The organism is Aliagarivorans marinus DSM 23064 (genome assembly GCF_000429485.1).
GTDB lineage: Bacteria > Pseudomonadota > Gammaproteobacteria > Enterobacterales > Celerinatantimonadaceae > Aliagarivorans > Aliagarivorans marinus.
In genome coordinates, this window is the sequence record NZ_AUBY01000019.1 from 64,688 (window position 1) to 80,270 (window position 15,583).

14 protein-coding genes and 1 pseudogene are annotated in these 15,583 nt (G+C 52.5%); 4 read left to right on the top strand and 11 right to left on the bottom strand.

What is annotated here, in order from left to right; genetic code table 11:
- Positions 1 to 104 precede the first annotated feature (104 nt).
- A complete protein-coding gene (locus tag G461_RS0109110) occupies positions 105 to 1,163 on the bottom strand; it encodes a sigma-54 interaction domain-containing protein (protein ID WP_026971609.1) in 1,059 nt (352 codons plus the stop codon).
- Positions 1,164 to 1,708: 545 nt separating this feature from the next.
- The gene (locus G461_RS0109115) at positions 1,709 to 2,440 is read right to left on the bottom strand and encodes a class I SAM-dependent methyltransferase (protein ID WP_026971610.1); all 732 of its coding nucleotides are present in this window, start codon (positions 2,438 to 2,440) and stop codon (positions 1,709 to 1,711) included.
- 418 nt (positions 2,441 to 2,858) lie between these two features.
- On the opposite strand from G461_RS0109115, the gene G461_RS0109120 reads away from it, so the two are divergent.
- On the top strand, positions 2,859 to 3,344 hold the full coding sequence (locus G461_RS0109120) for a VOC family protein (protein ID WP_026971611.1): 486 nt from the start codon (positions 2,859 to 2,861) through the stop codon (positions 3,342 to 3,344).
- A gap of 125 nt (positions 3,345 to 3,469) precedes the next feature.
- On the opposite strand, the gene G461_RS0109125 is transcribed toward G461_RS0109120, so the two are convergent.
- Positions 3,470 to 4,288: a lipase family protein gene (locus tag G461_RS0109125; protein ID WP_026971612.1), complete on the bottom strand. Its 819-nt coding sequence runs from the start codon at positions 4,286 to 4,288 to the stop codon at positions 3,470 to 3,472.
- 582 nt (positions 4,289 to 4,870) lie between these two features.
- Between G461_RS0109125 and zwf the strand changes: the two genes are divergently transcribed.
- From zwf to gnd, 3 genes are read left to right on the top strand one after another with little or no spacing between them, the layout of a single operon-like run.
- Positions 4,871 to 6,373: a glucose-6-phosphate dehydrogenase gene (zwf, locus tag G461_RS0109130; protein ID WP_026971613.1), complete on the top strand. Its 1,503-nt coding sequence runs from the start codon at positions 4,871 to 4,873 to the stop codon at positions 6,371 to 6,373.
- Positions 6,370 to 7,101 (top strand): 6-phosphogluconolactonase, encoded by a 732-nt coding sequence (pgl, locus tag G461_RS0109135; RefSeq protein ID WP_035479907.1) that lies wholly within the window; start codon positions 6,370 to 6,372, stop codon positions 7,099 to 7,101. Before zwf ends, pgl begins: the two co-directional genes overlap by 4 nt.
- Positions 7,101 to 8,549, top strand: a complete 1,449-nt coding sequence (gene gnd, locus G461_RS0109140) for a decarboxylating NADP(+)-dependent phosphogluconate dehydrogenase (protein WP_026971615.1) — start codon at positions 7,101 to 7,103, stop codon at positions 8,547 to 8,549. The genes pgl and gnd overlap by 1 nt, the downstream gene beginning before the upstream one ends.
- 81 nt (positions 8,550 to 8,630) lie before the next feature.
- Here gnd and G461_RS0109145 read toward each other — a convergent pair.
- The 8 genes and pseudogenes from G461_RS0109145 to G461_RS25485 all read right to left on the bottom strand — a co-directional run.
- Positions 8,631 to 8,801: pseudogene (locus G461_RS0109145) on the bottom strand (IS3 family transposase); the annotation flags it as partial.
- 116 nt (positions 8,802 to 8,917) lie between these two features.
- Positions 8,918 to 9,670, bottom strand: a complete 753-nt coding sequence (locus G461_RS0109150; protein WP_026971617.1) for an acid phosphatase — start codon at positions 9,668 to 9,670, stop codon at positions 8,918 to 8,920.
- Positions 9,671 to 9,900: 230 nt separating this feature from the next.
- Positions 9,901 to 10,323, bottom strand: a complete 423-nt coding sequence (locus G461_RS25480; protein WP_026971618.1) for a hypothetical protein — start codon at positions 10,321 to 10,323, stop codon at positions 9,901 to 9,903.
- 38 nt (positions 10,324 to 10,361) lie between these two features.
- A complete protein-coding gene (locus G461_RS0109160) occupies positions 10,362 to 11,624 on the bottom strand; it encodes a BatD family protein (RefSeq protein WP_026971619.1) in 1,263 nt (420 codons plus the stop codon).
- Positions 11,621 to 13,258, bottom strand: a complete 1,638-nt coding sequence (locus tag G461_RS23815; protein WP_084429121.1) for a VWA domain-containing protein — start codon at positions 13,256 to 13,258, stop codon at positions 11,621 to 11,623. Before G461_RS23815 ends, G461_RS0109160 begins: the two co-directional genes overlap by 4 nt.
- On the bottom strand, positions 13,255 to 14,244 hold the full coding sequence (locus tag G461_RS0109170) for a VWA domain-containing protein (RefSeq protein WP_035479908.1): 990 nt from the start codon (positions 14,242 to 14,244) through the stop codon (positions 13,255 to 13,257). The genes G461_RS23815 and G461_RS0109170 overlap by 4 nt, the downstream gene beginning before the upstream one ends.
- The gene (locus G461_RS0109175) at positions 14,241 to 14,717 is read right to left on the bottom strand and encodes a DUF4381 family protein (RefSeq protein ID WP_026971621.1); all 477 of its coding nucleotides are present in this window, start codon (positions 14,715 to 14,717) and stop codon (positions 14,241 to 14,243) included. The genes G461_RS0109170 and G461_RS0109175 overlap by 4 nt, the downstream gene beginning before the upstream one ends.
- Positions 14,717 to 15,580 (bottom strand): DUF58 domain-containing protein, encoded by an 864-nt coding sequence (locus tag G461_RS25485; protein ID WP_026971622.1) that lies wholly within the window; start codon positions 15,578 to 15,580, stop codon positions 14,717 to 14,719. Before G461_RS25485 ends, G461_RS0109175 begins: the two co-directional genes overlap by 1 nt.
- Between the last annotated feature and the right edge of the window lie 3 nt (positions 15,581 to 15,583).

Genomic DNA, 15,583 nt, shown 5'->3' on the forward strand with positions numbered 1-15,583 from the left:
TCGCACTTGGCGGAGATAATTAGTCAGCCTTACTTCATCCAGAATCGGATGAAGTAAGACTACATAACCGTGGCTAATTAGTGGATGGGGAATAGTACGGACGATTAACAGGTCAAACCGAGGTCGGGATAGTCTTTGTTGATGTTGTACTTCTTGACCAACTTGCCAAAGGCGCGCCGCTCTTTTCCGCAAAGCGAGGCTGCTTGAGTGACATTGCCGTTGGTTTTGACCAAGGCTTGGGCGACAAAAGTTTGCTCGAAGGCCTCCACCGCTTGACGCTTAGCCTCGGCAAACGAAGCCTCGCCAACAGTGAGATCAAGGCCGGAAGGTGTCGCTGGTGGCGACGCTTCACTTTGTGAGGTAGCAGGCATGGCCGATGCAGCGGGTGTAAGTTGCTCGGAGGCGAACAATAGCGCCTCGACATTATCAATCACGGAGCCACTCGCGGTGAGGTAGAGTCGGTGCACGGTGTTTTCTAACTCACGTACATTGCCCGGCCAATGATACTGGCACAGCTGCCGCATAATCCGCTCGCTGGCCTTATCCCGCCCCAGTTGATACTGAGCATTCAGTTTGGCGATAAAGTGGCGAACCAGCAGCGGGATATCGCTAGGGCGCTCACGCAGCGCAGGCATATGGATGGTGAGGATCAACAGGCGATAGTAAAGATCTTCGCGAAAGCGGCCATCGCTTATCACCTCGGATAGGCTCTGGTTGGTAGCGGTTACCAGCCGCACATTGGCTTTGCGGGTGACATTGCTGCCCACCGGGCGATACTCGCTTTCCTGCAAAAATCGCAATAATGCCGCCTGAGATTTTAGCGACAGACTGTCGATTTCATCGAGAAACAGGGTGCCGCCATCGGCCGCTGCCAGCAAACCACTGCGGTCTGTCTTGGCATCGGTGAAGGCGCCTTTTTTGTGGCCATATAGCTCGCTGGCAAACAACTCATCGGTGAAGGTGGAGCAATTGACCGCGATAAAAGGCTTGTCGGCGCAGTGACTACAGTAGTGTAAACCGCGGGCCGCTAACTCTTTGCCGGTGCCCGTTTCACCGGTAATGATCACCGGCGTAGGAAACGGTGCCTGACAACGGATAGCATCCACCACCTGTTGGATCACCCGTGACTGACCAATGATGTTTTGCTCGAGAATCTGCCTCAAGGTTTATGCTTCCTTATCCACCTGCACTGCTCAGACCACTGGCTTGGCCTGCTAGCGCTCCCTATCTGTTTATTTACAAAAAACTAATTAATCCACGCTGTCAAATGATATTTTTATCATTATGTATACTTATGCCTCCTCTAACCCCTTATTTAGTAGGATGTGAAGACGATTCACATCAATAACATCTCGTCAGAAAAACCTTCAAAGTTAGGCATAGATCAACCAGCGGATCCCTTCAGATAGCATCGAAGATTTACCTCAGCAAAGGGAAAGATCACCCATTCACATCCGCATTCAAATTGGGACAAGCAACTGCTATACCACCGAGGGTACTCACTTAGAGCGAGCGGACTCAGAGAAGGGCATTTACTTGGTTGTGGGATGTTACTGGGTCAAAAAATTGCAGAAAATGGGTGGAACTAGACCCACCCAACTGCGTTACAAGCGCAACGCTGCATGGTGAGAAACTCAAGTGTTCGCTCAGCGGTGACAAGCCATATTATTGCTATTTTAACAACAATATTCCTTCTGAGTAGATGCCGCTACGTTGCGCCTTTGAACGCACCAAAGGCAGCAAAACAGGAGTTCTTATGCAGCAGCTCTACGCGCTTAAAGCCAACCTTACGCAGCAGCTCTAGCTGGTAGGTCACCGGTCTCGGCGAGTCTTCAATATCAATGTATTCAAACACCTTATCGCGATACGTTTGCCCGCCCAGTTCGCTGAGGTACTCACCATAGCGCTGCCACATCATGCTATGGACCGCACTTGACTCATGCGACACCAAATCGCTTATCCAAACGCTGCCACCCGGCGCGGTTAAACGATAGATCTTGCGAAAGGCCTGCTCCCAGTCGGAATCGTCACGCAGATGGTGGAGCACCGCCGCAGCCAAAATGACATCGTAGGACTGCTCGGGTAACGCGATGCCGCGAAAGTCCCCTTGAAAGACCTCGACGCTTGGCACACCAGCAGCAATTACCCGCTGTTTGGCTCTATCTAACATCGCTTGGCTTAAATCCAGTAAATCGCAATGAAAGCCCGAGCTACATTGTGCCAACTTCAAGCTGTTGTTCCCCGCACCACAGCCAATATCGAGCACGCGCTTGATAGAGGGCGTAGCGGCTACCGCCGCTTGGGTAATCAACTCCATCGCAAGCGGCGCGTCAATGGTTGCGGCTTGTCCGGTTTGCAAATTGGAGAAGCGTTCTACATCGTTGTCGAAGCGCTCGCGAATAGTATCGGTGGACGATTTTTGATTAAGTGGAATTGCCATCACTCCTCCCTTCTAAGCCAACATACCAATACCCAAGGTGACGCAGGGCTTGTCACCCTCAACAGCAGCGGTCAGCAAGCGCTGAGCGCCGTCTATCGTCGATAAAGATCCAACTACTCGCTGAGTCGGCAATACGTTTTACCGCGATATCGGGAGTGCTTGTACTGGTTAAGTTATCACTATCACCTAGGGCTATCCATCATAGAACCCTGTTCATGAAGCACTGCACCTTGTTTTCAACTGACAGCACGACACCATGCCGCGCCTTTGGCGAGAACAATTACGCCCTTCACTCACCTTGATAACAATATGAAATCATCAAAATAACAATTGATAATTTCTAATGATAACCAACCCTCCCTATACTCCTCCCCATCAAAGCCGTTCACTTAACAGACAACAGAGTTTGGAGCAGATTATGAAAATGAATCACGTAGGCATTATGGTTGGCGACATGGACCAAGCGGTTGAGTTTTACACCAACGCGCTGGGTCTAAAAGTGGTTATGGGCAATACCAAAGTCATCGAAGAGCGTGAAACCGCCATTGGCAGAATGTGCATTGCAGTATTCGGTGAAGGCTTCAAAGGCTTCAACATCGCCCACTTGGTCACTAGCGACGGCATCGGCGTAGAACTGTTCGAGATGAAACAGCGCCAAGAGCGCCACGAAGTGGACTTCTCGCGCCTAGGCATCTTCCATTTCTGCCTGCAAACCGACGACTTCGCTGGTGTGATGGAAAAAGTAGAGAAGTTCGGCGGTAAAGTACGTATGGACATCATGCGTTACCACCCAGAAGACGACAACAAACCTGCCCAAATGGTCTACCTGGAAGACCCGTTCGGCAACTTGTTTGAGCTGTACTCGCATACCTATGAAGAGACCTATGCCTCTGATTACGAGTAAATCACTCTTCAGAGCTTATTAATTAATGAGAACCGGTAGCACAGAGGCTACCGGTTTATGCGAGACTGTAGATAAAACTGTGTAATTGGCGAGGGCAGCCTCCCAACCACCATCCGCATAGCTGACTATTTTAGATCCCACGCCTTCACCGCTTCTAAATAGCGATCAATGTCGTGATCTTCCACGCCATCAAAGCCTTTCTCTTTTAGCGCGCTCATCGCGCCATCGAAGTAATCGACAAACTTGAACCAAAATCCTACCTCTTGATGGATCTCCTTTTCTTCGGTGATATACAGATAGCTACCCACATGGCTATAGCCCATTATTCTGGCCGGTACTCGGGTAACGATGTCGTTGTTGTTATGGAACCGAAAGAAGCGAGACTTGCACTCCACATTGAAGAACTGAGCGGTGTCGCGGGTCAGCGCCCGAGGCTGGCCGAAGGTGTAAACGCTGGTAAAAGGCTTGTCTTCGTGCACCAGCTTGGCCGCGGCAATGGTTGCCATGGCCCCACCCAGGCTATGCCCGGTAATAAACAATGGGCGCTTGCGCTGGGCGAGTAGCCGTTGGTACTTATCAAAGATTGGCTGCCACACATCCTCCACCGAGTGCCAAAAACCGCGATGAAATTCGCCGAACAGCTGCTTGGTAGCAAAGGCATTGAGGTTATCCAACCAGTCGAGGGTTTCATCGGTGCCGCGAAACGCCATACACAGGTAGTCTTCATGCTCGACCAGCGCCGCTTGGGCACTGTTTTTATCCACCCCAAACACACTGCAAAACTTGGGGTCATCGGCCTTAAGAGAGGCCAAGATTTTATCTTCATCGGGAATGGCGTTGCCCTCAGAGACCTTGCGATACACCTCCTTGGACAAGCGCGCCATCCAATAGGCGTTTCCCTCGTCCAAACCGGTTTTATAGGGTGAAACCTGCACTTTTTTCATGAACGTCCTCCGTAGTTACCTTGTGCGCAATTGCACGTGTGAACTTCCGCTCGGGTCCGCTCACGGATCGTGTTCTGGCGGAAAAGCGGAAAGCTCATCCCCTAAAACTACTGGGCTGGTTTGGGAGACCAACTCAACGACAGCGACTCAAAACATATCGTGCTTGCTGTCGCGGCAGGCACTTCGCCAGCGCGACAGCTCAATCAAGTATTAACTTGTTAGAACGTTTTAGATAGGCGCTACAACGTTAGCGACTCAACTCGCTTGGTGAAAGTGTGTTTACAGCAAGGCGCATCGACGTTCTGTTTCATCGTGGTCCTCACAGACTTGGCGGATCGAAAAGAGACGTTGAATCGCCTTTAGCTAGTGTTACGCGCCATGACTTGAACAAACTGTAGTTTCATGTGCCAATGATAGCTGTGATCCAGCCATTTACAGGGCCGAGATGAACTAACAAGGCGTAACTGTGCTAACTTGAAGTTTGTTGTTTTGCACAGTTTGCCCAGCAACTCATCGACAGTTCGCGCTTTACCGCAACACAGCGCCTGCTGTTTGCGTTCTACCAACACGGAAGGAAGCCCAATGGTGATTCCAGATAGCTGTTGCATCGTCATTTTCGGTGCATCAGGCGACCTTACATACCGCAAACTTATCCCAGCCTTTTTCAATCTCTACCTCTACCAACAGCTCCCTAGCGAGTTCAGCATTCTCGGTGTTGGCCGCAGCGAGTACAGCGATCAGAGTTATCGCGAAAAGCTCCGACTCGCCTTGCTCGAGGAAAAGGTGGAAGACCCCAGCCAGCTGGAACGCTTCTTAGACCATGTGTTCTATCAGGCGATGGATACCGCCGGTGTTGCGGACTATGCCAAGCTAAAACAACGATTGGATGAGCTGCATGCAAGCCTGCCCACGGCACTGCGTAACACCCTTTATTATCTGGCAACCCCACCGAGTTTGTATCGCGTAATCCCGGCGAACCTGGCGGCCCATGGCTTGAACCGCGAAGACGATGGCTGGAAGCGCCTGATCATCGAAAAACCCTATGGCTATGATTTAGCAAGCAGCCGTGAACTAGATAAAGAAACCCATCTGCACTTTCAAGAACAACAGCTCTATCGTATCGACCATTACCTGGGCAAAGAGACGGTACAGAACCTGCTGGTGTTCCGCTTCTCCAATGGCATGTTCGAGCCCTTGTGGAACCGTAATTTTATCGACTACGTGGAAATCACTGGCGCAGAATTCCTCGGCGTCGAGCAACGCGGCGGCTACTACGACGGCGCAGGTGCAGTGCGCGATATGCTGCAAAACCACCTGCTTCAAGTACTCGCCATGGTCACCATGGAGCCGCCCGCCACCATTGATGCCGACTCCACCCGCGATGAAGTTGCCAAGGTGCTGCATAGCCTGCAGCCACTGAGCGACAGCGATCTGGCCAAGCACCTCGTACTGGGCCAGTACACCGCCTCCAGCTTTCAAGGGCAGCAGCTACCGGGCTATCGCGAAGAGCCGGGCGTGGCAGATGAGTCACGCACCGAGACCTATGTCGGCCTGAAAATGTTTGTAAATAACTGGCGCTGGAGCGAAGTGCCGTTTTATGTGCGTACCGGTAAACGCCTGCCCACCCGCGTCTCGGAGGTAGTGATCCACTTCAAGCGCACACCGCACCCGGTGTTCGGCCAAAACGCCCCTGAAAACAAGCTGATAATTCGTATTCAACCGGATGAGGGGATCCTGATAAGCTTTGGGCTCAAAGAGCCGGGGGCCGGGTTTAATGCCAAGCAGGTATCCATGGACTTTCGCTACGGCGAGATGGAGGAAACTCGTATGCTAAGCGCCTATGAGCGACTGCTGTTAGATGCGCTAAACGGCGACGCTACCCTGTTTGCCCGCAGCGATGCGGTCGAGGCCTGCTGGAAGTTCGTCCAGCCCATCCTCGATTTTAAACAACAAGAAGGCGCACTCTATGGCTATGCCTGTGGCACTTGGGGACCGAAAGAAGCCGATGAACTGCTATTTAACGACAACCGTCAGTGGCGCTTCCCCTGTAAAAACCTCACCAATACGGAGTATTGCGAGCTATGAGCCTCACGCCCACCGTTTACCGCGACGCCCAAGCCTTGATCAGCGACTTAGTCGCGCAGTTTGCCGTACTCAGCCAACGCGGCCAGCCGGTGCATATCTCCCTGTCCGGCGGTAGCACCCCGGCCCAGCTTTTTAAGGCGTTGGCCGAACCGGGCAATGCCGCACAGATAAACTGGACAAACCTGCACTTTTGGTGGGGTGATGAGCGCTGTGTGGCGCCCGACTCACCCGAGAGTAACTTTGGTGTCACCAAGGCCTTGCTGTTTGACAAGGTTGCCATCCCCGCAGAGAACCTGCACCGCATCCGCGGCGAAGCCCCGCCCGAGCAGGAAGCTGAGCGCTTCGCTGAGGAGATGGCGGCCCAACTACCACTGGAAAACGACACGCCGGTGTTTGATTGGATTCTGCTGGGAATAGGTGGCGATGGCCACACCGCCTCGCTGTTCCCCAGCCACACTCATTATGATGAACCCGCCTTAGCGATTGTCGCCAGCCACCCCGAAAGCGGCCAGTTGCGGGTCTCCAAAAGCGCCCGGGTGCTCAATGCCGCCAGCCGCATCAGCTATTTGGCCCTCGGCGCTGGCAAGGCTGAGATTATCCAAGAGATCATGACCCAACCCGCAGCAACCCTGCCCTACCCGGCAGCCCATATCCGCTCCTTAGCGGGCACAACCGAATACCTTGTTGATGCAGTCGCCGCATCACTGACTCCCATGGAGAAGCAATAATGAATGCAGATATCGCCGTTATCGGCCTGGCAGTAATGGGCCAAAACCTGATTCTGAATATGAACGACAATGGCTTTAAGGTGGTGGCCTACAACCGCACCCAAGAGAAAGTCAGCACATTTCTAGATGGCCCCGCCAAAGGCACCAACATCATCGGGGCAACTAGCTTGCGGGATATGGTTGATAAACTGGCAACGCCGCGCAAAGTGATGCTAATGGTGCGCGCCGGCGCCGTGGTCGATGACTTTATTCAGCAGCTACTACCACTGCTGGAGGCTGGCGATATCATCATCGACGGCGGCAACTCCAACTACCCCGACACCAACCGCCGAGTGGTTGAGCTTAAAGCACATGGCATCCGCTATGTGGGCGCGGGCGTGTCGGGCGGTGAGGAAGGCGCGCGCTTTGGCCCATCGATTATGCCTGGTGGCGACGCGCAAGCCTGGCCCCATGTTAAACCCATTTTCCAAGGGATTGCCGCCAAGACCGACTCTGGCGAGGCCTGCTGTGACTGGGTCGGCGCAGACGGCGCAGGCCACTTTGTGAAGATGGTGCACAACGGCATCGAGTACGGCGACATGCAGCTTATCAGCGAAGCCTACCACTTTATGAAGGTCGGTCTGGGCATGGACCACCAGCATATGCAGCAAACCTTCGCGCAGTGGAACAGCACTGAGCTCGACAGCTACTTGGTGGAGATCACCGCCGATATTTTAGGCTATCTCGAAGAGGACGGCTCGCCACTGCTGGAGAAGATCCTCGACAGTGCCGGACAGAAAGGCACCGGGAAATGGACCGGCATTAACGCGCTGGACATGGGGATCCCGCTCACCTTGATCACCGAATCAGTGTTCAGCCGCTGCCTATCGGCGCTTAAAGACGAGCGCGAAGCCGCCGCAGAGCTGTTCCAGAACACGCCTAAAGCGGTCGATGGTGATGTCGCCGAATGGGTCGATGCCCTGCGCCAAGCGCTACTGGCCTCCAAGATCATCTCCTACGCCCAAGGCTTTATGCTGATGCGCCAAGCCTCCGATGAGAGCAACTGGGACTTAAACTACGGCAATGTCGCGCTGATGTGGCGTGGTGGCTGTATCATCCGCAGCGCCTTCCTCGGTAATATCCGCGACGCCTATGCCAATGACCCAGAGCTGCGCTTCCTCGGCTCCGATCCTTACTTTAAGGACATCCTCGACAATTGCCAAAGCGCCTGGCGCAAAGTGGCCGCCAAGGCCATCGAAGTGGGCATCCCCATGCCGTGCATGAATGCCGCCATCACCTTCCTCGATGGCTACACCACCGCTCGTCTGCCCGCCAATATGCTGCAGGCGCAACGCGACTACTTCGGCGCCCACACCTATGAGCGCATCGACCGCGAGCGCGGAGAGTTTTTCCACACCAATTGGACCGGAACGGGCGGGGATACGGCGTCGACGACTTATGATGTGTAAACGGTAGTAGGATGGCTGCTGGTTGAGGGGTGGGATCGCTCGTGATCAAAAGGAGTATGCTGGCAGCCTGTTTTTATTCAAGCCCTTACCCACTGCCTTGAGTACGATAGCCGTGCGCTTCAAGGAGAAGCGATGCTGGTGCTTACGCAACAATGCAAACCGGTTCACTTTTGATTCTTCGCGAAGTAGCTGGCCGCCTTTTAGAATGGCGAGGTCCTCTGCTTGTTCAGCCAACTGGCTTTTGGACTTTGATGTCATTGTTCACCACGCTTAACGATTTTAATCGCTTAGCGTGGTGAACAAAACTACCTGAGCAGTTTAACATGCAGACGTACTAGAGAGCTTTACCTTACCCACTCTAAAAACTCTTACTCTGATAAACTCAACCACTCATTTTGCGCGGCCTTTAGATCCGTCACAAACTGCTCGCTGCTTAATTGTGCTTCAGCCACTGCCTCTGCAACAAGGATCCCAGCCTGAACATCGCTTGGGTAGTGCACGTTGCACACGGTTCTTGAACGCCCATAGTCTTCACCGCGAGCGATCAGTTCAGTCGAATAATCAGGGGCTATTTGAGCAATGACTAACGAAATACCATACCCTGTAGCTGTGTGACCTGATGGGTAGCTCCCATCTGCGCGCAAATAGTCCTCTGCATACGGCGTGCAAGTCTGTAACTCATACGCGGCGAACGGGCGTGTGCGAGCATAGTGCTGTTTAGCGTCCGATGTTGCCAATCCGTAATCGGCAATAGAGCGCGCGATGACCGTGTAAATCGCCGGCGTGCTTTCAAAGCTAATCTCAACGCCAATCACTTCGCCATATATTTTTGCAAAGTAGTCGGGAGAGATCCGCGCATCCTGAGTGGCTTGCGCAACACGCGCAGCCGGCCATTCGTAAAGCATTGCTTGCTTGTCCGCCTCATACGCTTCAGAGCCACTGATTGGCGGCGCCGCTACCACTTCCAGAGATTTGACAGCCTGCTCCATGTAGGGGGTGTAGAGGGTATATGCCCCTCGCTTAATCGGCTTCATCTGAGAAAGGTCGGTGGGGGTTGCGCTCACGATGGTTGGTAGGCAGCTGAATGATAAAAATGCGACCGCTGATATAGTTCTTTTCATTGCGTTGTTACCTGTAGCTAATGGTGTGTAAAGCAATTCTATTTTTTGCCACCAAGGGCAACAACATACCTAGCCCTATAGCATTCATTTCGATAGTGAATAGTTGGCCTGCATTACCAGAGAGCTAGCACAGAACACCAGATCGGCGGAGCAATGCCTTGCCTGAGGGCCTGGCTTATCTCGCTGAACAAGCGCTTTGAGGTTGTTCGGGTGTAAAACTGTAATCTAGATTAATGAGTGCTCATCTCATAGAACGGAACGTTGTTAGACTCCAACTCGAGTTGCAACGCTCGTTGGGCGGCTTCTCTTTCTCTGTTATCTAGCGCTTTTCGATCATTCTCGCGGGTGCTGGTTGTCCAACACCGAACCTCAGTTACAGGCCCCTCCGCTTTATCGATGAAAAAATCGGCCATAACTTGCGGCGGATAGACTGCTACGGAATTAATGGCAATCGGAGATTCCTGATTGTAAGCGACACAGCGCACTTTCACCGCCGTTGCCGATGTAATCGTTACCGCGTAATGGTTCACAGCGCGCTGTTTTATAAAGGACTGGTCGTATGTTTGCGCAGCCTCACTGCTTACCGGCTGCGCTATCGCCAACAGCGCGATACAGCAAACCGCCAGCATACGTAGAGTGTTAGGTATATTCATCGAATGTATTCTCCCCGCGCTAAGCACAGTTTGGGTTGTTAGTTGAGAGGCCGTAGGTCAAAGCGTTTAACAAAGTTGCTGTAGGCCATTTGCAAGCAACCTATTAGTAAGCTGTAACGTTTGAGTTTAATTCCCGAAGGTCTCGGGTAAATGCTTGAGCGAATTACCGATGGGAGTTCATCTAGTTGCAGGTAACCATGCTGCCTCCCCCATTTATAGAATGCGCTTTCCAGGCGCTTTGGCGATCCAAACAAAGTGCAGATAAGTAGCCGAAAATGCCGCTGATAAGCCTGCCTGGTTGCCAAAATCAGTCGAGAAATCGTCGCCCGTAGCCACTGCCCAAGTAATGGCATAAACCAGCCAATACCACAGGCGCTAAGCGCAATGCCTAGCAGCGTAAATCGATAATCGCGCCACAATGCCTGCAGCTGAGAGGCTAATTGCATCCATAGTACTTCAATGCGTTCCCGCAATGGCAGCGCAGGAGCGGGCTGCACCTCAATATCAGCGCCCTGGATTGTTGTAGTACGTTCGATACTCGACTTACTGTCCCACCAAGTCACATTCAGATCAGGGATCTCCGCCGCCCCCGACGTATCAAAGCGATAGTGAAGCTGTAGCGTTTTTTCGCCGCTTAGCTGGCCTCGCGAATAATGGGTGCGACTACTTACCCGCCCCGGTTGTAGAGTGAAATGCGTATTCTCTTCACCTGTATAAGGCTCTGGGATTAAGTAGCCGGGTAAGTCTGTCGCACTTAAGGTGATGGTCCGGCTGATAACACCGCCAGCAACCGTGCTTTGCTGAGAGAAATGTTGAGTGGCTTTTAGCTGTGTCATTGCAAAGCGCCCGGTTGCCTGCTGCGCTTGGGGATCAACCTTGATGTCGGTTGCTGGTACAATCACCGTGTATTGCTGGCCTTGATATGCAACATCAAGCGAAAGCGCTGGCATCGTGATGCTGGGCCCTGTCAGCGCAAATACCTCAAACCGGAACTGTTGGCCGGGCACGCTCGCTGTGGGCGTGCTTAGCTGAACGAAATTCGGAAACTCATCTCGTTCGTAGTAGAAGTTTACAACTTCAAGCGTTGGTACCTCGATGGCGGCATTTAAGCTTTGCTCTGGATTGCCCTCAAGCCAAATACTCAACCTGACGGTGGCTCGTTGACCAGCGACTATTGGTTGCGTTGGCGTGTCCCAGCGAGCCTGCCATTGAAGTGGCATATCCATGCTCGGCTCAGCCAACGCCTTCGCCCCCAAAAGTGCAAGCATAGCAATGAGTAGGCTGATTAATTGTGTTTTCATTTCGAGGCCTCCGCAGTACTGAGAGGCGATTGCACACTATGGCTGTTAATCTCAGCATTTAACTGGAGTGCAAACTTGTTTCTTAGAAACACTTCTGGGTTAGTCTTAACCTGTTCCATCCAGATCTTAGTAAGGTGCTCTTCTGCAATAATATCGGCGCTATTTACGACCTCTATCTTATCTTCGGGCTCCTCGATTCCCATGTCTTCAGCTAAAGCATCGATTACATCGGCGGTCATATCTTCGCCGGCCGTTCCCTGCCCCTGTGCACGCAAGGCCATTAGGTCAAAGATCTCCTCGAGCACAGTTAAGTTGTGCAATGCCTGAGGGTGCGTGGGGTTAGATTCAAGCACGCGCATGAAATGTGTTTCTGCACTGCGAAACCTCTGCAGGTGCGTATAGGCAACACCAAAGTTGAACTCTCTAAAGCTGCGTTGCTCTGCAGTGTCTTGCGGAAGAGTCGCCAACATCATCAGTGCCCACTCCCACTGCTGATTACGCATCAGGGCAATAATTTTCCACTGCGGATCGCTGAACGCCTGCGCAGCACAAGCCCAGTTCTCTCGCTCATAATGCCAACGCCCTTGTTGATCAGCACTCATAAACCAACGCATTAACAGATTGTCACATGCATCGGGGGCAGAGAACGGTCGTTCTGTCACCGCTGGTAGTGCTGGCTCGTGGGCCAAGGCACTGTTTGAATACCCAGCAACAGTAGTCGACAAAATGCACACAGCCACCCAACTAAGTGACCACCCTTTTCTGAACCAGAGGGCCACGACCACCAATAAAGCAAACACCAGATAATAACCAGACTCTTGCCACTCGATGGCAGAGTCGTGCGGATCGAAGTAGCGATAACTGCCTAAACGTTTATCAATACGCACAACATCGCTGTCATCTGCGCTGGCTGTAACTAACTGTACCGTCGCAGGTAAACTCATTGACGAGTCATAACCAAACTTCCAAACAATGAACTGTGCAGCAGCACTATCAACGTAACGTTGGATCGCTTGCTGACCTGCACTATCCACACTATCGGTGACCAGCACGATCGAGCCAGGCTGATTATTGGCGGCAGAAAGGTGAAGCGACAGAAGCTTTTCCATGGCCGAATCAAGATTCTTACCCTGCAAAGGCATCAATGCGCTGGTTAAGCTTTCCAAGTAATGACGGACTACGGCGAAGTCTTTAGTGGGAGGAAGAACTTGGTGCGCACTGCCTGCAAAGACCCAAATGCTGATAAGACCGTCCTCTTGAGTATCAAGTAGTTGGCTGATTTTTAGCTTGGCGTTCTCAAGGCGGTTCGGCGTTAGATCACTGCTGTTCATCGACGAAGAGAGATCTAGCAACAAGGTCGTGACGGCCTTATTCTCTACCTGATCCGCATTTGCGGGCTGCCAGGTTGGCCCAGCGCACACCACGATAACCGCAGTCAACACCCACGGCAGCAAACTCAGCGGTGACAAGCCGGGTCTCGCGCGCTCTGCTGACAGCACGGCAGAGCGCAAATGGTCCGCGATATAGGGAGCATGATGATCGGCAGCCTTTATCCTCGCTAGACGATAGGTCAATGCCAACAAAGGAATTAACGTAAGCAACCACCATGGGCGCAGAAAATGAAAAGCGTTCATAAGGCCCCCTCGGCTAAACGACGTGATCTAAACGCCATCCACAGCAACACGATAAGCACGCAGCTCAATGACACACACAAAGGCAGGTAGTAAAGCTCGATACGTTGACGACTCGTTATCGTGTTAAATAGTGACGGTTCAATCTGGTTAATCTGCTGGTATACCTCGGTCAGCTCACCACTGTTTAGCGCGACAAACACCTGCCCGCCAGTGATATCAGCGATTCGCTCAAGCGATTTAAGGTCAATAGCTTGCTCACCTAGGGTTGTCGGATCGCCGATGGCTATAGGATGAATCACAATGCCTCGCTCGGCAGCTTGAAACGCCGCATCCAAAGGCGGAAACGCGCTGTTGGTATCTCGACCATCGGTTAAAAGCAACAAGGTGTGCTGCTCGGTTTCCGCATACTTAAAGTGCTCTATAGCAACACCTATTGCATCACCAATGGCGGTTCCGGGCCCCGCCATTCGCACATCCATCTCCTCCAATAGCTGCACGATGGAATCTTTGTCTTCGGTAAACGGGGCTTGCAGATAGGCGTTATCGCCGAAGGCGATAAGACCGACCCGATCGTTTTCTCGTTCGCTTAGAAACTCGCCAAGCAGTCGCTTGACCACGTCGAGTCGCCGCTGAAAGTGTCCGTTTTCGTCGGCAAAGTCGCGCGCCTCCATCGACCCCGATAAATCAACGGCGACCATCAGCTCACGGCCATAGAGCTCGGTCACTTGAGGAGAAGCCAGCATGACCGGCCTCATCGCGGCCAGCACCAAAGAAAGGTAAAGCAGCACTAAACAAGCCCGCTGCCAGAACATTCGGTGCAACACTACCGAACCTTTACCTGGCTCAACGCCAGCCAACGCGACCAAATCATCAAACCGGCTATGTTTGACTGCGCGCCATGTCGTTAGATGGGGCGGTAACCGCAGGGCCACCAATGGCAGCACTAATGCCAACGCTGCCCACTGCGCTTCAAAGATAAATGTCATAACTGCTCCATCCATATCAGTATCTGTTCAAGATGTTGCGACTCAAGTGCCGCATCGCTTTGATAGGCCAGCTCGAAGATCAGTGTTATCGACGCAAGATCAATAGCTGCAGTGCCCTGCTTTTCAGTCAGGAAGTGATGAAACTGAGCGGCATTCATCGTGGCAATTCGACGTTCGCCCCAGTGCTGTATGGCCACACGCTTAGTAATTGCAGCGATCTGTTGCAAGTCATGGTTGTGTATAGCGAGTTCAACCAATCCATACCCTTGTCGCAGATAGGTGCGCTGCAGCCAGCGATAGTGTTTCCAGCCTCGCCACAGCAACAGTGCCACAATTACCATCCCGAACAGCAATGCCCAAGCGGGTGTCGCGGGCACAAATGAAATGGCATCAGGCTCTTCTATCCACTGAAGCTGCTTAATCAAATGTGTAGCAAATTGGGTAACGCTCCCTTGGTGAACTGACTCGGGCATTAGTGACCTCCTGAATATACTGCCGATATTGCATGCATATGCTCGACCTGTTGCCACGTGTCCCGATGAGTGGTGAAGCACAGTAGTGGCTGGCGGATCTCCGAGAATGCGCCTTCAAGCGATGAGGCACGTTGCGACGCTTGCTCAGTAAAACGCCGATGTAGAGAGGTGTCAGTTGCTGAAATACTCAGCTGGCGCGCTTCGTCACCCACCACCATGGAGTGCTCGGGAAGTTTAGCTTCCAAAGGGTCGCTGATATGAAAACCATAGATGTTATTGAAGCGCGCTAGTTCGCGTAGATAACCTATGCCCAGCTTCATATCGAAGCCATAGAAATCACTAAAAATAAACAACTGTTGATAGCGTACTTGCCGGTCAACCAGGTCTTTGAGTTGGTCCGTTACGCCTGAGTGACGCCCCCTCGGCAACGGCAGACTCGCACTTATATCTGCAAGTAGGGCTATCAACTCGGGCAACACTCGACGCCCGCGTCCTAGTGCATGAGTGTAGATCTGCGGGTCGGTAATAAGGTTCAAATGAACATGACACCCCTCTTCGATCATTCGACCTGCTACCACAGTACTCAACTCCGCAGCGATGACCGACTTTAAGCTGCCATCACTTGCGAAATACATGCGGTTGGTCTGGTCTACGATAAGTCGGCAGACCTTTTCCCGCTCTTCAGTGTAAGTGCGCACATAAGCTTGGCCGGTCCGCTGGGTAACCTTCCAGTCGATGCGCCTTACATCGTCGCCCATTTGGTAGCGCCGCAATTCGGCAAAGTCGAGCCCTTGGCCTAATCGATTGGCACGATTATCCCCCGACAACAGCGAAAACCGGCCGAATGGAGGCTGCCAACTCAAGCG